Source organism: Acinetobacter sp., assembly GCF_049284435.1.
Lineage (GTDB): Bacteria > Pseudomonadota > Gammaproteobacteria > Pseudomonadales > Moraxellaceae > Acinetobacter.
Genome location: NZ_JBAPXX010000064.1, coordinates 1 through 18,547, shown reverse-complemented (window position 1 = coordinate 18,547; position 18,547 = coordinate 1). Strand labels below are relative to the sequence as shown.

General features: G+C 43.4%; 17 protein-coding genes. 10 read left to right on the top strand and 7 right to left on the bottom strand.

Annotation, left to right across the window (positions count from 1 at the left end; all coding sequences use genetic code 11):
- Nucleotides 1-2: 2 nt before the first annotated feature.
- From WAK81_RS05445 to WAK81_RS05425, 5 genes are all read right to left on the bottom strand, one after another.
- Nucleotides 3-1,100, bottom strand: a complete 1,098-nt coding sequence (locus tag WAK81_RS05445) for a capsule biosynthesis protein (protein WP_422196006.1) — start codon at nt 1,098-1,100, stop codon at nt 3-5.
- Nucleotides 1,090-1,752, bottom strand: a complete 663-nt coding sequence (locus WAK81_RS05440; RefSeq protein ID WP_422196005.1) for an ABC transporter ATP-binding protein — start codon at nt 1,750-1,752, stop codon at nt 1,090-1,092. The genes WAK81_RS05445 and WAK81_RS05440 overlap by 11 nt, the downstream gene beginning before the upstream one ends.
- On the bottom strand, nt 1,749-2,576 hold the full coding sequence (locus WAK81_RS05435; protein WP_422196004.1) for an ABC transporter permease: 828 nt from the start codon (nt 2,574-2,576) through the stop codon (nt 1,749-1,751). Before WAK81_RS05435 ends, WAK81_RS05440 begins: the two co-directional genes overlap by 4 nt.
- Before the next feature lie 207 nt (nt 2,577-2,783).
- Nucleotides 2,784-3,920, bottom strand: coding sequence for a phytanoyl-CoA dioxygenase family protein (locus WAK81_RS05430; protein WP_422196003.1), 1,137 nt, complete (start codon nt 3,918-3,920; stop codon nt 2,784-2,786).
- 244 nt (nt 3,921-4,164) lie between these two features.
- Nucleotides 4,165-5,865, bottom strand: a complete 1,701-nt coding sequence (locus tag WAK81_RS05425; protein ID WP_422196002.1) for an NAD-dependent malic enzyme — start codon at nt 5,863-5,865, stop codon at nt 4,165-4,167.
- 294 nt (nt 5,866-6,159) lie between these two features.
- Here WAK81_RS05425 and WAK81_RS05420 point away from each other — a divergent pair, with 294 nt between their 5' ends.
- Nucleotides 6,160-7,122, top strand: a complete 963-nt coding sequence (locus WAK81_RS05420) for an alpha/beta hydrolase (RefSeq protein ID WP_422196001.1) — start codon at nt 6,160-6,162, stop codon at nt 7,120-7,122.
- A 5-nt stretch (nt 7,123-7,127) separates the two neighbouring features.
- Here WAK81_RS05420 and WAK81_RS05415 read toward each other — a convergent pair whose 3' ends face one another.
- The gene (locus WAK81_RS05415) at nt 7,128-7,436 is read right to left on the bottom strand and encodes a hypothetical protein (RefSeq protein ID WP_422196000.1); all 309 of its coding nucleotides are present in this window, start codon (nt 7,434-7,436) and stop codon (nt 7,128-7,130) included.
- Nucleotides 7,437-7,479: 43 nt separating this feature from the next.
- Between WAK81_RS05415 and WAK81_RS05410 the strand changes: the two genes are divergently transcribed.
- From WAK81_RS05410 to WAK81_RS05370, 9 genes are all read left to right on the top strand, one after another.
- Nucleotides 7,480-8,991: an aldehyde dehydrogenase family protein gene (locus WAK81_RS05410; protein ID WP_422195999.1), complete on the top strand. Its 1,512-nt coding sequence runs from the start codon at nt 7,480-7,482 to the stop codon at nt 8,989-8,991.
- A gap of 399 nt (nt 8,992-9,390) precedes the next feature.
- Nucleotides 9,391-10,506 carry a bifunctional 3,4-dihydroxy-2-butanone-4-phosphate synthase/GTP cyclohydrolase II gene (gene ribBA / locus WAK81_RS05405; RefSeq protein WP_422195998.1) on the top strand — a complete coding sequence of 372 codons (1,116 nt, stop codon included), beginning with the start codon at nt 9,391-9,393 and terminating at the stop codon, nt 10,504-10,506.
- An 18-nt stretch (nt 10,507-10,524) separates the two neighbouring features.
- Nucleotides 10,525-10,995, top strand: a complete 471-nt coding sequence (ribE, locus tag WAK81_RS05400) for a 6,7-dimethyl-8-ribityllumazine synthase (protein ID WP_004280926.1) — start codon at nt 10,525-10,527, stop codon at nt 10,993-10,995.
- 4 nt (nt 10,996-10,999) lie between these two features.
- Nucleotides 11,000-11,449 carry a transcription antitermination factor NusB gene (gene nusB, locus WAK81_RS05395; RefSeq protein ID WP_004280924.1) on the top strand — a complete coding sequence of 150 codons (450 nt, stop codon included), beginning with the start codon at nt 11,000-11,002 and terminating at the stop codon, nt 11,447-11,449.
- Between the two features lie 17 nt (nt 11,450-11,466).
- Complete coding sequence (gene thiL, locus WAK81_RS05390; RefSeq protein WP_422195997.1) at nt 11,467-12,384, top strand: thiamine-phosphate kinase; 918 nt, start codon at nt 11,467-11,469, stop codon at nt 12,382-12,384.
- Nucleotides 12,362-12,883 carry a phosphatidylglycerophosphatase A gene (locus WAK81_RS05385; RefSeq protein WP_422196014.1) on the top strand — a complete coding sequence of 174 codons (522 nt, stop codon included), beginning with the start codon at nt 12,362-12,364 and terminating at the stop codon, nt 12,881-12,883. The genes thiL and WAK81_RS05385 overlap by 23 nt, the downstream gene beginning before the upstream one ends.
- A 20-nt stretch (nt 12,884-12,903) precedes the next feature.
- Entirely contained in the window at nt 12,904-14,268 is a 1,365-nt protein-coding gene (gene glmU / locus WAK81_RS05380) for a bifunctional UDP-N-acetylglucosamine diphosphorylase/glucosamine-1-phosphate N-acetyltransferase GlmU (protein ID WP_422195996.1), read from the top strand.
- Between the two features lie 11 nt (nt 14,269-14,279).
- Nucleotides 14,280-16,118, top strand: coding sequence for a glutamine--fructose-6-phosphate transaminase (isomerizing) (glmS, locus tag WAK81_RS05375; RefSeq protein ID WP_422195995.1), 1,839 nt, complete (start codon nt 14,280-14,282; stop codon nt 16,116-16,118).
- Between the two features lie 59 nt (nt 16,119-16,177).
- Nucleotides 16,178-17,554: a phosphomannomutase CpsG gene (locus WAK81_RS05370; protein WP_422195994.1), complete on the top strand. Its 1,377-nt coding sequence runs from the start codon at nt 16,178-16,180 to the stop codon at nt 17,552-17,554.
- A gap of 82 nt (nt 17,555-17,636) precedes the next feature.
- Here the strand turns inward: WAK81_RS05370 and WAK81_RS05365 are convergent, their stop codons facing one another.
- Nucleotides 17,637-18,515, bottom strand: a complete 879-nt coding sequence (locus WAK81_RS05365) for a beta-1,6-N-acetylglucosaminyltransferase (protein ID WP_422195993.1) — start codon at nt 18,513-18,515, stop codon at nt 17,637-17,639.
- Nucleotides 18,516-18,547: the final 32 nt, after the last annotated feature.

Here is an 18,547-nt window from a genome sequence, read left to right as displayed (position 1 = left end):
ATTTATTCTCTGTGCTCACGGATAATAGAGTGGATCAATAATCCAATACCAAAAATAATATTCAATAAAATAAATGAAGTTAGACTGATATACACTTTCCGTGGATATAAAGCATCTTGGGCTAAACGTGGTGTCGCAATCACCACCAGTTTCTTCAGCTTACGTGAGGCTTCTAAACGAGCTTTTTCTAAAGATACTAAAGAGATTTTATAAAGATCTGCTGCAAATTCAACCTGTGCTTTCAGGGCTTCAAAATCTGCCACATTTTTATTCAGTTTCAAATTATTGGGTGAAGTCAATTTGGAACTTTCAGTATTAATTTGCTGTTGTAGGGCCGCTATTTGACTTCGTAACGCCACCACTTGAGGTGCTTCAGGCGTCAAATAACTAAGTAAAGTGCGCTCTTCAGTTTTCAATTGTGCCAAACTGGTCTGTAGGCCTACAATCAGTGTAGCGACAGCTTTCGCTTGCAATTCAGGATCAAAAATTTCATTTTTATTTTGGTACTGGAGTACCGCCTGACGAGCCTCATCTAACTGCGCTGTGGCTTTTGTGTATTGCTTCTCTGCATATACTTGCTGTTCCTGTGCAATGGTCTGTGAAATTGCATTAATAAACTCATCACTTTGTTTCAATACTTCTTGATTGAGTTTCAGCGAGAACTCTGGCGAGAAGCCCTGAGCATGCACATGCAGCATCATGGTTTGCTCATCAAGCTCGACTTTAATCATTTTATTAAAATATTCGACCAAGTCTTCGACTGAAGCATCTTTAGACAGTGCAAAGATTGGATCACTAACTGAGGAAAACTCTTGGCGTAGATTCAACGTTTGATCCAATTTCTCAATCATATCGCGAGAACCAATATACTCCTTCAAAATCTGCGAGTCTTCGCGGCTAGTATTTGGCACGCCCAACAAAGCACCTATTCCTGCGGTATCAGCGACTGGTGTATCGGCTACCTGCTTCACCAATAGTACTGATGAAGACTGATAACGATCTTTAGCAAAGGCAAAAAGATAAAAGACAATGATGAATACCGGAATAAGAACACAGCAGGTATAAGCGATCCAAAGTCGCTTATTTATTTTAGCTTGCATACGCTTTATATACCTCTACTGCATCTTGCACATTATCAAAATATTCTGCTTTACCATCCCGCACTAAAAAAGCGACATCACAATTGCGGGTTAAATCTTTTAAGTCGTGAGAAACCATAATAATATTTGAGTTTTGTTTGAGCTCGTCGAGTAAGGCCTGACTTTTTCTTCGAAAAGAAGCATCCCCTACAGCCCCGGCTTCATCCAGCAAATAATAATCAAAATTAAAAGCCATGCTTAAGCCAAAACCTATCCGGCTCCGCATACCGCTTGAATAGCTTTTCATCGGCATATCAAAATATTTACCAATTTCAGCAAAATCTTCAACAAAATTTACCACATGTTCAACTTCTTCATGGCTATTCACATAAAGTCTGGCCACAAAACGTACATTCTGCCGAGCAGTTAAACTTCCCTGAAATCCGCCTGATAATGCGACCGGCCAGGAAATAGTCTGATTTGTAATAACTTTACCAGAATCGGCATAGTCAATTCCGCCAATGACACGCAGTAAGGTACTCTTACCGGCACCGTTTTTTCCTAAAAGAGCCACACTTTTATTTTCAGGTAAAATTGCATTTAAATCCTTAAATACATAATGCCGACCTTTAGGTGTTGCATATGATTTGGTTAAATTTTTGAGTTCGATCATTTTGATTTCACCATACGGCGTTCAAAACGCGTATACAGGAGCAACCCTATAAATAAAGAAATAATCATCCATATGATAAAGTAACTTAAACTGATTCCCGGCACCAAACTATAAGTAGGAGCAACAGCATGACGCATTAACTCAAAGATATGAATCAGCGGGTTATAAAGTAAATATTCGCGATATTCCACTGGAATAATATGGATGGAATATAAAATACCAGACAGGAAATAAAGAATTAAAAAGAAAACCGAAAGAAATTTATTTAATTCTTTTGAAAAATCGCCAATCACAATAAAAATCAGGCTACATGCCAGCATAAATATAAATAACAGCATCCAATAGCCCAGAAGCTGCGGAATCTGTTCAAAACTGATGTGATAGCCAAACCATACAAAGGCTGCAGTAAAAGCAATATAAGCGGTAAATTTAAGCAGAAATTCAAGAATATTACGCGCGAGCAAAGCATCAATCGGTTTTACGGAACGATAGCTAAACAAGCCCCGGTTGGATTCAGTAGCACTGATTCCCAGAGTCACACCCGTTCTAAACATGAAAAAGGGAATAATGCCATTAATTAAAAAGACAGCATAATCCATCCCTGGTAATGTTCTTTGCATGACGGTACCAAAAAGTATCACCATGATTCCAATAGTCAATAAAGGCTCTAAAAAGACCCATAGATATCCTAGACGGTATTGACCAAAGCGGGTTTGTAATTCCCGAAGCAATAATGCACGTATCGATGCATACATCACCTGTAAACCACCACGGGCTTTTAGCCGTGGAAGTTTTCTTAATGGTATCTGATGTTGTGGTTCCATTACGACAACTTATAAATTTATTGTGTAAAATTTTCGTTATCATACAGCGATCAATAAACAGAAGAAAGTTAAACTCCTGTAAACAGGTCGCAGTTTACTAAAGTTGTATACAGCGTAGCTGACACAAAATTAAATTAATTCCTTCATAAATAATTACTTTGATATCTTTATCTAAAAATATCCAGTAAGCTGACCCTAAAAAGGTGCTTATTTACTGGTCAAAACCGCAGGGTCAGCTGCATGTTTTTTACCCACTTTTTTCCAAGGATTATTTCGCTGATAGTGTTTTTCCAAAAAGTCCAAACCTGACCAATATAAAGGCACTAAATTCGATTTCAAAAGGGGCAAGGAAAGCGGGTCACCACCTAAGCAAGGCATAAATGGATTACGACGTGCGTAGGCCCAAAGCTCAACTCTCATTGAAGGTTTTAAACTTTTTGCTCTGGCATGAAAACCATAGGTATCTGCAATTACCAATGTATTTGCCTTTACAGAAAAAGATTGTGGTCTCGCATAGCCTAATTGAAGCACTTCCTCTTCCGACACTCGAAAAGAACCTCTACGGGTCATGGCATCAGTTTTCGCTGTGATCGACTCAGATTTCTGCTGTTCCCAATCTAATCGTTTAGGACTTAAATGATGTGACCCAGGCACATATACGAAAGGGCCCTCATCTGCGGCGACATCGTTTAAAAATAACCAGGCTTTTGCACTTGGATGAAAAGTATCACTATGTAAATTTGTTTGTGGGTCAGCTTTGGCTTTTCTGACATGCGAAAATATGACTTGTAGATAAGAGATTGGCTGAACTTTAAAACTGGCAACATAATTCAGTAGGTTTCTCCACTCCTCAGAGTGTAAAAATTGCTTGGTGATGGGTAGATTATTTAAGGTTTTTCCATCTAATGCCATTCGGCGCGTGACCGTATCGCCTTGTAAGGTCTCACGCGTTTCTAGTGCAGTGGTTAATAGTTCTTTTTTTAATTGTTCAAATTCATTCTGAGCTAAAAAATTTTCTTTTAAGATAAAACCATTTTTTTGAAAACTTTCGACATCTGCTGGCTGAATCAATTTCGATAACTTCGATCTACGCTGTGCTGCCATGCTTGCAGCAAGTTGAACTCGAAAACGATGTAGACCCAATTGATTTAACTTTGAATTTCCTAATATGCAATTAGATTCGAAAGATTTTGCCTGTGTGGCTAAAGCCATGCTATCCCATACAAATTTTACTGGAGATTGAATAAACGTTTTGCCCAACTCCTGAACAACAGCTAGTTTTTTTTGTTTTGGCTGATCCAGTTTTTTTATAGTTCTAAAAACATTTTTTTTAAAGAAGCCCAATTTAAGTAACCCTATTTTGTATTTGATCAATATTTGGAAAAATTATAACTAAAAACCAAGCAGGCCGTTAATACTTCTAGCTCATCATTTCCTCTTTCAAGACTAAATTGTCTCAAGCTGTTCCCGCTCCAGATTCAAAAAAGCCCTGATCTTTCGATTAGGGCTTTTTGATATTCCATTAATGAATCAGATGAACTCTGGTTAGCAAACCACTAGCGACGATAAGAGTCCATCTTCAATATAATTAAAAGGTAATCCGCTGATAGTCACGGTATTGCGGTGTCCAGAAATTACGTTCAATAGCTAACTGTAATTCTTCTACACTGACTTTCGGTGCTACCCCATCTTCAATCGCAGCAAGCGCTACTTTTAATGCAATCTGCTTCGAAATTGACTGCAAACAATCCAGATTTGGCAATAAATCTGCCTGAGGGTCTTTCAGCTTAGGCGAACAGTCCGCCAAGGCATTACTCGAGGCCATCAGCATATTATCCGTGACACGTTTCGCACCTGAAGCAACTACGCCCAAACCGATACCCGGGAAAATATAAGAGTTATTGCATTGTGAAATATGATGAATCTGTTCCTGATAATTCACTGGTGCAAATGGGCTGCCCGTCGCAATCAGCGCCCTACCCTTGGTCCATTGCAAGATATCGGCCGGAACAGCTTCTACGCGGGAAGTCGGGTTAGATAAAGGGAAAATAATCGGTTGCACACTGTTTTCAGCCATGGCTTCAATCACTTCCTGAGTGAATAAACCTGGCTGTCCAGATACGCCTATCAGTACCGTCGGTTTGGCACGTTTGACCACATCCAGTAGAGAAATCATACTCTCTGCATCTGCCCAGCTTTCTACATTTTCAAGAGGCTGTGCCAGTTTGCGCTGGAAGTCCAGTAAATTCGGCTGATTCTCCGTGATCAGACCAAAGCGATCGACCATAAATACGCGTGCACGTGCTTCAGCATCACTTAAGCCCTCAGCAACCATTTGCTTAATGATCTGTTCTGCAATTCCGCAACCAGCTGAACCAGCACCCAGGAAAGTAACCACCTGATCTTTGAGCTGTTTACCCGCTGCACGCGAAGCAGCAATCAGGCTGCCCACAGACACCGCAGCGGTGCCCTGAATATCATCATTGAAACAGCAGATTCGATCACGGTATTTTTCCAGCAAAGGCATGGCATTTTTCTGTGCAAAGTCTTCAAACTGAATTAAGGCATCTGGCCAGCGCTGTTGAATCGCCTGAATCACTGTCTCGACAAAGGCATAGTATTCATCGCCACTGATTCGCGGTTCACGCCAGCCCATATAAATCGGGTCATTCAACAACTGCTGATTATTGGTACCAACATCAAGAGTAATCGGTAAGGTATAGGCCGGACTAATCCCGCCACATGCGGTGTAGAGTGCCAGTTTTCCAATGGGAATTCCCATGCCGCCAATACCCTGATCTCCAAGACCCAAAATACGCTCGCCATCCGTGATCACAATCACTTTCACGTTCTTTTTGTTGATATTGTGAATAATATGATCGATCTGATCACGGTCAGGATAGGAAATAAAAATCCCACGATGACGGCGATAGATATCAGAAAAGCGCTGACATGCCTCACCCACAGTCGGCGTATAAATAATCGGCATCATCTCGCTGAGGTGATTTTCAATCAGATGATAAAACAGGGTCTCATTGGTATCCTGAATATTCCGCAAATAAATATGCTTGTTAATATCACTGCTAAAAGCACAATACTGCTGATAAGAACGCTGACTTTGTTCTTCAATGGTCTCGGTGACATGAGGAATCAAGCCATGCAAGTTAAAACTTCTGCGCTCTTCTTCAGAAAATGCAGAGCCTTTATTGAGTAGTGGGAGTTCTAGCAGAGTATTTCCAGCATAAGGAATATATAAAGGGCGTTTACTGTTCAAATTTTCTCTGGGCATTATTTAACTCATCTAATCAATCTTCGGCAGTTCTGCCAAAATAGTCACATCACTTTGTTCATTTTATATAGCTTAGCCTGATTTTAAGCTGTTAGGTTATTTAGTAAATTGATAATACTTTTAGCAGGATTTTATAATCTGATAACACTCTTTTTTCAGCATACGTTCTGGGTTGATTTTAAAATGAACCGGTATTGGTTTTATTAATTCAAATGGACAGCAAGTTCTGTTTGACAAAAAACCGCAACTCATCAAGGATAAAGCATAAATTTAATAAGATGAACGAGTATAAAAATGAGTGAACTGCAACCGCTTTATCAGCCCGATATTCTGGGGACAGGCTATGAACAAGCGATCTTGAACTTTCCCGATGATTATGAAGGCAAAGTCGTAGCAACGCTAATACGTAAAAAAGCAGCCCAACCCACAAAAAAAGCAGTTTTATATATTCACGGCTTTATCGATTATTTTTTTCAGACCGAAATGGCAGAGCGCTTTAATCAGCATGGTTTTGATTTTTATGCGCTGGATTTAAGAAAATATGGCCGTTCGATTCTGCCGCATCAAAAATATTATAACGTGTATGACCTAGCTGAATATGATGCAGAAATTACCCAGGCACTCGACATTATAGCAGCCGAGGACCACGATGCTGCCCTGCTCTGTGGTCATTCTACCGGCGGCCTGACCACGACCTTGTATGCGGCACATCATCCGCAGCATCCTTTAATCAAAGCACTTTGGGTCAACAGTCCATTTTATGACTTCAACATGAATCCGATCAAACGCGCGCTCGGCATTCCGCAACTGAGCAGACTGGCCAAAATTTTTCCCAATCTTAAATTTCCAAGCGAGCTGAACAAGTGGTATGCCACCAGCTTGCATAAGGATTTAAAAGGCGAATGGGACTTCAGTCTGGACTGGAAAAAGACCCGCTACCCGATGGTTCGGATCAGTTTTATTCGTGCCATTCATGAGGCACAGAAAGAAATTCATCGCGGCGTTCAGCTCGATGTTCCGGTACTCATCATGCATTCACATCAGACCTTATCTCCTAAAAAATGGGGCAAAGCGGCACAAAGCAGTGATGTAATTTTAGGGATTAAAGACATTCAGAAATATGCCAAAAAAATCAAAGGCGATGTCACGGTTCAAAGTATCCAGAACGGTTTACATGATCTGGTGCTTTCAGAGCAATCTGTGCGTGAGCAGGTTTATCAGCAACTGTTTCAATGGCTGCATGACAAAGGGCTTTAAACACTTTAAATAAAGCAGCGAGGAGAAATGAAACTTTCTCTCATTTCTCCATTTTGGCTGTCTTGTACAACCCAGACTGCAGTGTGAATGTAATCAAGCGCATTAAAAATATGCCAATCTTTCGATGGTTTATAAGTGCTATAAACCATTGTTTTTAAATTTAAGACTTTAGAATTTATAACTTTTATTTTTCTGCTGCTTGTCTCCAAATATTGTCTTTTGTAGCAAGCATGTAAACAAACAACCTCGCGTCTTTTTCCCTCTTTATAGTAGAGCTGAATGCAGAAGCGCCTATATTTTTTGATCGGCAACATGCGCTCGACCTGTACCACTAACAATCATATAAAGGAATAGATTATGCGTTATGCAGACCCCAATACTGACGGTTCAAAAATTCAATTTAAAGCACAATACGATAATTTCATTGGCGGCGAATGGGTCGCTCCAGTCAAAGGTGAATACTTTGACAATATCTCTCCGGTAGATGGCAAAGTCTTTACCAAAGTGCCGCGTTCTTCTGTAGAAGACATTGAATTGGCTCTAGATGCAGCGCATAAAGCCAAAGAACAATGGAACAGATCATCGCCTACTATCCGTTCCAATATTCTGTTGAAAATTGCAGATCGTCTGGAACAAAATCTGGAACTGCTGGCTGTGGCAGAAACCTGGGACAATGGGAAACCGATCCGTGAAACGCTGGCTGCCGATATTCCACTGGCCATTGACCATTTCCGTTATTTTGCCGGCTGTATCCGTGCACAGGAAGGCGGTATTTCCGAAATTGATGAAGATACCATCGCCTACCATTTCCATGAACCGCTTGGTGTAGTCGGACAAATCATTCCCTGGAATTTCCCGATCCTGATGGCGGCCTGGAAGCTGGCTCCGGCACTGGCTGCGGGCAACTGTATTGTGCTGAAACCTGCGGAGCAGACCCCGGTCAGCATTCTGGTGCTGGCTGAACTGATTCAGGATATTTTACCGCCGGGCGTGTTGAATATCGTCAACGGCTATGGCGTTGAAGTCGGCCGTCCGCTGGCGACCAATCCACGTATTGCCAAGATTGCCTTTACCGGTTCCACAGCTGTCGGTCAGCTGATCATGCAATATGCGACTGAAAATATTATTCCGGTGACTCTGGAACTTGGCGGTAAATCACCGAATCTGTTCTTTGCCGACATTATGGATCAGGAAGACGATTATCTGGATAAAGCCTTAGAAGGCTTTGCCATGTTTGCCCTGAATCAGGGTGAAATCTGTACCTGCCCTTCCCGTGCCTTGGTACAGGAAAGTATTGCCGATGATTTTTTGGCGCGTGCAGTAGATCGGGTCCAACGCATTAAAACCGGTCATCCACTGGATACTGACACCATGATTGGCGCGCAAGCCTCACAGGAACAGCAGGACAAGATTCTGGGCTGTATTGCCACTGGCCGTGAAGAAGGCGCACAAATTCTGACCGGTGGTGAAGCACGTCAGGAAGTGGGTCAAGGTTTCTATATTGAACCGACCATCTTTAAAGGCACCAATGACATGAAGACCTTTCAGGATGAAATCTTCGGGCCTGTACTGGCTGTGACCACCTTTAAAGACTTTGATGATGCGATCAAGATCGCCAATGACACCATTTATGGTTTAGGTGCCGGTGTCTGGTCACGCTCAGCGCATACCTCTTACCGTGCCGGTCGTGCCATTCAGGCCGGTCGGGTCTGGACCAACTGTTATCACATTTACCCTGCCCATGCGGCTTTCGGCGGTTATAAAAAATCAGGTATTGGCCGTGAGAATCACAGAATGATGCTAGATCATTATCAACAAACCAAGAATTTGTTAGTGAGCTATTCAACCAAACCGGCAGGTTTTTTCTAATCAATCTGATGATTAAAAGCGGGCTTCGGTCCGCTTTTTATTCGATATCTTTAAAATTCTTTAATACTAGGTAAAATTTTCCAGCATCATTAGTCCAGAATTCCATTGAATTACTGACAATAAATAAAAATACTTTCTAAAAATACCTTAATGTCTGAGCTTATGTTGATTTCACCTAAGTTTCTCATTTTTTATGCTTTTTAATTGCTCAAAAAACCTGCATAAAGCCCAGGCTTTCATTTAAAGTCGGCTTTTCATGTTTATCAAGACTGTGTATAACAATGAACCACTAGAGGGAAAGCAATAAGCATAGGCAAAATTGCGCAAAAAGCGTTAGACTATGTACCCAATAATGTCATGATTCGGTCTGATCAAGATCAAAAAAGAAGGTGAAGGTTGATGCCGCTCAATACTGTTGAAGAGCTTGTAGCAGATATCCGTGCAGGAAAAATGGTCATCCTGATGGATGATGAAGACCGTGAAAATGAAGGCGATTTGGTGATTGCTGCAACGCACGTACGTCCTGAAGACATCAACTTCATGATCACCCACGCACGTGGTCTGGTCTGCCTGACTTTAAGTAAAGAGCGTTGCCAGCAGTTGAATCTGCCTTTGATGGTCGATGCCAACGGCGCCCAGCACGGGACCAATTTCACCCTGTCGATTGAAGCAGCTGAAGGCATTTCTACCGGTATTTCTCCGGCTGAACGTGCACACACGATTCAAACCGCTGTGGCTGCTCATGCCAAACCGGCAGATATTGTACAGCCCGGGCACATTTTCCCGCTGATGGCGCAACCAGGCGGTGTCTTGCACCGTGCCGGACATACTGAGGCAGGTTGTGATCTTTCCCGTTTGGCAGGACTGGAACCGGCTTCTGTAATTTGTGAAATCATCAATGAAGATGGCACAATGGCGCGCCGTCCGGATCTTGAAGTTTTTGCTGAAAAGCATGGCCTGAAAATCGGAACGATTGCCGACCTGATTCATTACCGCATGACCAATGAACAAACGGTTGAGCGTATTGATCAGCAAAGTATTAATACTGAATACGGCAGCTTTGACCTATATCGCTATCGTGAACTAGGCAACCCAGATATCCATTTGGCCCTGGTCAAAGGTGAGCCTAAAGATGGCGTGACCACGGTGCGTGTGCATGGTTTTAACCCGACCCGTGACTTGCTCAAATTGAAGAAACAAGACGGCGAACCGGCCTGGAACCTGGATCGTGCCCTGAAAGAAATTTCCAATAGTGATCGTGGTGTCCTAGTCTGGATTGGCCAACGTCATTTACAGGACCTGGGCCCAGCATTAGATACCCTTAAAGCACCAAAAAATGTAAAATCAAATTCTGCACTGTCTCAGCAGTATCAGACCATTGGTGTGGGTGCACAAATTTTGCGTGATCTAGGCGTTGAAAAAATGAAGCTGCTGAGCTCTCCATTGCGTTTCAATGCCCTGTCAGGCTTTAACTTAGAAGTGGTGGAATACATCACCGCACAACAAACATCTTAAGAAATCATCGAGGTTGTTATGGCAGTTCGCCGTATTGAAGGTATGTTACATCTCGCGAACGAAGACCGTTATGCGATTTTAGTTGGTCGTTTTAACAGCTTTGTGGTTGAACATCTGTTAGAAGGTGCCATTGATACATTGAAACGTCATGGTGTATCAGAGGATAATATCACTGTTGTTCATGCACCTGGTGCCTGGGAACTTCCTGTAGTTGCGAAAAAACTGGCAGCTTCAGATCGTTTCGATGCCATCATCGCGCTTGGCGCCGTGATTCGTGGTAGCACGCCTCACTTCGATTTTGTGGCAGGCGAATGTGCCAAAGGTTTAGGCGTGGTTGGCCTGGACACTGGCTTGCCTGTCATTAACGGTGTACTCACTACGGACAGTATTGAACAAGCGATTGAACGCTCTGGAACAAAAGCAGGCAATAAAGGTAGCGAAGCTGCCCTGACTGCGATTGAAATGGTTAACTTGTTAAAGGCTATTTAACGCTATGTCGCAAACACTTCAAGCAACTTATGCAGCAAAACGTAAAGCACGTCGCTTTGCTGTACAAGGAATTTATGAATGGCAAATGAGCCACAATCCGGTGCATGAGATTGAAGCACGTACGCGTGTGGAAAATGCCATGCACAAAGTGGATCTGAGCTATTATCATGAATTGTTGACTCAAGTGGTTGCCAATCATGAAGCATTGGATGCGCTCTTAATCCCGGTACTCGATCGTGAACTTTCAGCACTTGACGGTGTTGAACTTGCAACCCTTCGTCTTGGTGCATATGAACTTAAAGAACATCTTGAGATTCCATATCGCGTCGTTCTAGATGAAGCGATCGAGCTGGCTAAACATTTTGGCGGTGCCGATAGCCATAAATACATCAATGGTGTATTAGATCGTTTAGCGACAACTTTGCGTGCAGCAGAAAAACAGCAGTCTAACTAATAGCGTAGATTTGTTGTATGGCTGAATTTTCGATTATCGACACCTATTTCAATCGCAAGAATGCCAATTCTGTCGATCTGGGCGTCGGTGACGATTCAGCCTTGCTCACCCCCCCTTTACAGCAACAACTGGTCATCTGTGCCGACACCCTGGTTGCTGGACGCCATTTTCCAATGAATACCGATCCGCATGCGATTGGCTGGAAAGCTGTGGCTGTCAATTTATCTGATATTGCTGCAATGGGCGCAACCCCGCACAGTATTTTATTGGCATTGAGCCTACCCCAAATTGATCATGACTGGCTAAAAGCTTTTAGTCAGGGTCTATATGATTGTTGCGATCAATTTGGCGTAAGTTTAATCGGTGGTGATACCACCCAAAGTCCTCATTTAACCCTGTCTGTCACAGCATTGGGCTGGGTGGATATTGGCCAAGCCATTCCACGCTCAGGTGCAAAACCGGGTGATCTGATCTGTGTCAGTGGAACCGTCGGTGATGCTGCTTTTGCTTTAGATCATCTTGGTCATCCACTGCAGAAACGTCTGGACTATCCAACGCCACGTTGTCAGCTCGGTGCTGCCCTAAAAGGTCTGGCGCATAGCATGATTGATGTCTCGGATGGTTTGGCCCAAGATCTTGGACATATTCTCAAAGCTTCTCAAGTCGGTGCAAAGCTGCAACTTGAAAACTTACCGATCAGTCCTGCCCTGCATGCCTTAAGTGATGAACAAAAATGGCAATATGCCCTCGCTGGTGGCGACGATTACGAATTATGCTTTACAATAAGCCCGCAAAATTACGAAAAACTATTGCAAAAACAACTTGATGTTTCGATTAGTATGATCGGCTCAATTCAGCAGCAACACGGCTTAACTTTTGAAAAAGATGGCACAGACCATTTATTTCAATTTAATGGGTATCAACATTTTGCATAAACCTGCGATCAATTTTAAAGCCATGTCATGGACCGACCGACTGATTGTCTTTAGTGGGGTTGGTTTTGGTTCCGGTCTGGCACCTAAAGCACCTGGTACCTTTGGTTCGGCCTTTGCACTTTTATTTATCCCTATTTGGCTGCATCTTGGTTTTTTAAACAGTGTTTTTGCCATTGCCATCATGTCCCTGATTGGCATATATATCTGCGGGCATACTGCCAAAGTCATGGGTGTACATGATGATGGCCGCATCGTCTGGGATGAATTTGCCGGACAATCCATCACCTTTTTGCCCCTGATCTACTTAGGTCAGATGAGCTGGTTATGGGTGCTCATCGGTTTTGCGCTATTCAGATTATTTGATATCTGGAAACCCTGGCCGATTCGTGTGGTTGACCGTCAAGTGGATGGTGGCTTCGGCATCATGCTGGATGACATTATTGCCGGCCTTTGGGCGGCTCTTTGTATTTTGCTTTATTTTTACTTCACCGTGGCATAAGCCATATTTAGGATTAGAACATGTCAACGACTGTTATTATTCTTGCTGCAGGTAAAGGCACGCGTATGCGTTCAAGCTTACCGAAAGTATTACAACCTCTTGCAGGACGTCCTTTACTGGGTCATGTCATTGAAACGGCAAAAAAATTAAACGCAGATAATATTATTACGATTTATGGTCATGGCGGTGACCGGGTTCAAACAGTATTTGCACAACAAGATATTAAATGGGTAGAACAGGCTGAACAGCTGGGTACCGGCCATGCGGTGCAAATGACCTTGCCTGTCCTGCCTCACGACGGCGTATCTCTGATTCTTTCCGGCGATGTACCGTGCATTAATCCTGTGACCTTGCAAAAATTACTCGATGCCACCGCAGAAACTGGCATTGGCCTGGTGACGCTTACCCTGCCGGATGCCAATGGTTATGGCCGTATTGTACGTGAACAGGGTCAGATCCAGGCCATTATTGAGCATAAAGATGCTTCCGAAGAGCAGCGTCAGATCAAGGAAATCAATACCGGTATTTATGCGGTCAGCAATGCCAAACTGCATCAATGGCTCCCGCGTTTAAGCAATGACAATGCTCAAGGTGAATATTACCTGACCGATATTGTAGCGATGGCTTTGGCAGATGGTATGCAAGTTGCATCTGTAGAACCTGAAATGGCTTTTGAAGTTGAAGGGGTAAATGACCGTGTGCAGCTGGCTGCTTTAGAACGTCAGTTCCAGGCTTATCAAGCCAAACAGCTGATGCAGCAAGGTGTACATCTGATTGATCCAAGCCGCTTTGACTTGCGTGGCAATTTAACTGTCGGCCAGGATGTCCGTATTGATATCAACGTGATTATCGAGGGTGTTTGCGAGCTGGGCGACAATGTTGAAATTGGCGCTGGCTGTATCATCACGAATACCAAGATTGCAGCTGGTACCAAGGTTCAGCCATATAGCATTTTCGATAGCGCCATCGTTGGGGAAGATACCCAAATTGGACCTTTTGCACGACTGCGTCCGGGTGCACAACTGGCCAATGAAGTGCATATCGGTAACTTTGTTGAAGTGAAAAATACCACGATTGGTGTAGGCTCTAAAGCCAACCACTTTACCTATCTGGGTGATGCTGAAATTGGTGCCGGTTCCAATATCGGTGCAGGGACCATTACCTGTAACTATGATGGTGCGAATAAATTTAAAACGATTATTGGTGATCAAGCCTTTATTGGCTCGAACAGTTCATTGGTGGCACCCGTGAAAATTGGCAACGGCGCCACAATCGGTGCAGGCTCAACGATTACCCGTGATGTGGAAGACAACAGTTTGGCAGTAGAGCGCTCTAAGCAATTTGTCAAAGAAAACTATCCACGTCCGCAAAAAATCAAGAAATAAGGGGAACAAATATGTGTGGTATCGTTGGTGGCATTGCAGAACGTAGCATTACCAATATTTTGATCGAAGGCTTAAAACGCCTGGAATACCGTGGTTATGATTCAGCAGGTTTGGCACTTATCAATAATAGCCAGGTCCTACGTGAACGCCGTGTCGGTAAGGTTGCGAACCTTGAACAGGCGGTGAATGAATCACAGATTAGCGGTTCACTCGGTATCGCTCATACACGTTGGGCGACCCATGGCAAGCCGACTGAAGAAAATGCCCATCCGCATATTTCTGAAAATGTGGCAGTGGTGCATAACGGAATTATCGAAAACTACCAAGAACTCAAAGATGATCTTGAAGCTTTAGGCTATGTCTTCACTTCACAGACTGATACTGAAGTAGTGGCACATCTGATCAATGATGCGTTGAAATCTACCCCGAGCCTGTTAGATGCTGTACGCCAAGTGGTCCCACAACTGAAAGGTGCTTATGCACTGGGCATCGTGCATACTGATCATCCAGATGAACTGATTACTGTGCGTGAAGGTTCCCCACTCGTCATTGGTGTCGGTATTGGTGAGAACTTTATCAGTTCTGACCAGTTGGCGTTACTACCAATTACCAACCGTTTTATCTACCTGGAAGAAGGTGATATTGCCCGTTTGACCCGCACCACCATTGAAGTCTTTGTCGATGGTCAACTGGTCGATCGTCCGGTCAAGGAGCTGGATGCTGCCGTCAGCAATGCTTCTAAAGGTGAATACAAGCACTACATGCTCAAAGAGATTTATGAGCAGCCTGAAGCGATCAAACAGACCATTTCCCAAGCCTTAAATGGCAATGACCTGCGCGGAGACTTTCTTGCCAGTGCAGAACAAGACTTTTCAAAAATCCAGCAAATCCAGATTATTGCATGTGGTACCAGCTATCATGCCGGTATGATCGCCAAATACTGGTTTGAACAGCTGATTGATCTGCCTTGCCAGGTCGAGATTGCCAGCGAGTTCCGTTATCGCACTCCGGTGATTGTGAATAACACGCTGTATGTGTGTATTTCCCAGTCCGGTGAAACTGCCGATACCTTGGCTGCCTTACGTGATACACAGAAACGTGCAACAGCCAAAGGACTGGACATCACCACGATGACCATCTGTAACGTGGCGACCTCTTCGATGGTGCGTGAAACTCAGCATAGTCTGTTGACGCTGGCAGGTCCTGAAATTGGTGTGGCTTCAACCAAAGCTTTTACCACCCAGCTTGCTGCATTGATGCTGTTGGTACTCAAAATCGGTTCTGTGAAAAATACTATTTCTACAGGACAGATGACGGAGATCACCACAGAACTTTGGCATACGCCTAAAGTAATGCTGGATACCTTGCGTCATGATGATGAACTTCTACGTCTTTCAGAACTGTTTGTTGAGAAGCAGCACTGCCTGTTCTTGGGCCGCGGTACCCACTTCCCGATCGCACTGGAAGGTGCACTCAAGCTGAAAGAAATTTCATATATTCACGCTGAAGGTTATGCTGCAGGTGAACTGAAACACGGGCCATTGGCACTGGTCGACAATGACATGCCGGTGGTGATTCTGGCACCACATGATGACATGCTGGACAAGCTTAAATCCAATATGGAAGAAGTTCAGGCACGTGGTGGTGAGCTATTTGTGTTTGCTGATGAAAACAGCGGCATTAAAGCCAAAGAACGCCAGCATGTGGTACATATTCCGGCAGTCAATGCAGTGCTAGCACCAATTGTGTATAGCATCCCAGTGCAATTATTGTCTTATCATGTGGCTGTATTACGTGGTACGGATGTAGATCAGCCACGTAACCTGGCAAAATCGGTTACCGTAGAATAATTAAAATTGAATCAAGGCTGGGAAACCGGCCTTTTTTCTTCTGAATGGAGAGCCTATAAATGACAAAACTGACTTGCTTCAAAGCCTATGACATTCGCGGCAAACTGGGCACAGAACTCAACGAAGAAATTGCCTACAAAATTGGCCGTGCTTACGGACAGATTTATCAGCCTAAAACCGTGGTCATCGGTTGTGACATACGTCTCAGCAGTGAAGACCTAAAACAGGCAACCATTCGCGGCTTGAATGATGCCGGGGTCAATGTACTCGACCTAGGTATGACTGGAACTGAAGAAGTCTATTTCGCGGCCTTCCACCTCGATGTACAAGGTGGTATTGAAGTCACTGCCAGTCATAATCCGATGGATTATAATGGTATGAAACTGGTGCGTGAAAATGCACGTCCAATCAGTGCCGATACTGGTCTTAAAGAGATTCAGGCCTTGGCAGAATCAGGGCAATTCATTGAAGTTAGCCAAAAAGGTCATACTGAAAAATATAATATCCTGCCAGAATTTGTCGATCACCTGATGACCTATATCGATCCGGCAAAAATCCGCCCGATGAAACTGGTGATGAATGCCGGTAATGGTGCCGCAGGTCATGTGGTGGATGCGCTTGAACAGAAGTTTCAACAGCTACAAATCCCGGTTGAATTTATCAAAATTCACAATGAGGCCGATGGTAACTTCCCGAATGGCATCCCGAATCCAATTCTGGTTGAAAACCGTGATAGCACCCGTGATGCGGTCATTCAGCATGGTGCGGATATGGGGATTGCCTGGGATGGAGACTTTGACCGCTGCTTCCTGTTTGATGAAAAAGGTCAGTTCATTGAAGGCTATTATATTGTTGGCCTTCTGGCGCAGGCATTCCTGCTGAAGCAGTCTGGTGAAAAAATTGTCCATGACCCACGTCTGGTCTGGAATACGCTGGATGTCGTGGAGCAGTATCAGGGGATTACCGTCCAATCAAAATCAGGTCATGCCTTCATTAAAGATGTCATGCGTGAACATAATGCGGCTTATGGCGGGGAAATGAGTGCCCATCACTATTTTCGTGATTTTGCTTACTGTGACAGCGGCATGATTCCATGGCTACTTGCCATCGCTGTATTGTCTGAAACTCAGCAGTCTCTTTCTTCTCTAGTTGAGGAGATGATTGCCAAGTTCCCATGCAGTGGTGAAATCAACTTTAAAGTTGCAGATACCCAAGCGACCATCCAAAAACTTTTCGATCATTATGCCGATCAAAAACCAGAAATTGACCAGACCGACGGCGTCAGCCTAGATTTTGGTACATGGCGTTTTAATGTGCGTGCATCCAATACTGAACCGTTATTGCGCTTGAATATTGAAAGCCGCCGTGATCATAATCCACGCCCAATGCAGGACTATGTGGATGAGCTGACCCAGCTGATCCAGGGCGAAGCTTAAATCCTTAAAAAACCTAAAAACAGTACCCTTTAAACGAAAGAAAATACTTCAGTTTTTAGGGTACTTTTCCGGCCTGAAGCTTTTATGGAAAATGTTTTTCAAGTATATCTACTGGGATATCTGTATTCATTTTCCGCGCAAACAGCATGCCTGACTGCTTCATTCTATCAAAATCAGACACATCTAAAGTTCTTGGATAATCCGGCCCGGAATCCCAGTCAATATATCTTAGCCCTGTTTCACAATCCTCTATCCTATGCTGGGCATGATAGATGCGTTGCTGAAAATGGGAGTTATAAATAATGGTATGGAAAAAGATTTCATCTGCACACAGTGAAGATTTAAAGGTTTTTGCATAATCCGGATTTACTTCCAGATAATCCAGAATAAATGTCACCGCCTGATCGGTGAGAGTAATCCAGTTTGAACCTTTATATAGTTTAGGTAAATGAGAAATATCCTGTTTACGGAAGTGCCGGCAATACCATAATGCCCATCTGCTCAGGAATTGAAATAATGGTGATTTAGCTTTCTGATACATAATCGGTAAATAAAGGACATTAACCCGTGGTTCCACATCATCTGCTAAATCATCATGGCCCACAAACTCTGTCTGTTTTTGATATTCTTTTTCTAGAAATAATTCTCTTGCCGTATTGGAACATAAAGGAATGTCATCTCCAGACAGGAAGAAAAAATAGCCGTAATCATATTTTTGCGCTTCCTGCAGGAGTTTTAACATGACCTCGATTTGGCTATAGCTGCCCCATCGTACATCTGTCCGGTCTGCTAAAAAATATACCTGATCATGCTGTCCGAATTGAGTATGAAATGGGGCAAGGTCGGCTTTCTGATCGACATGAATAAGAATAATACTATGAGGACTTTTCAGCAGCTCATTCACCAGAAAAACCAGTGAATGGGTAAGTTGGTGACAAATGACCCCATAAATAAAATTCATATCTATGAACCATATCCTTTAGGATTCTGCTT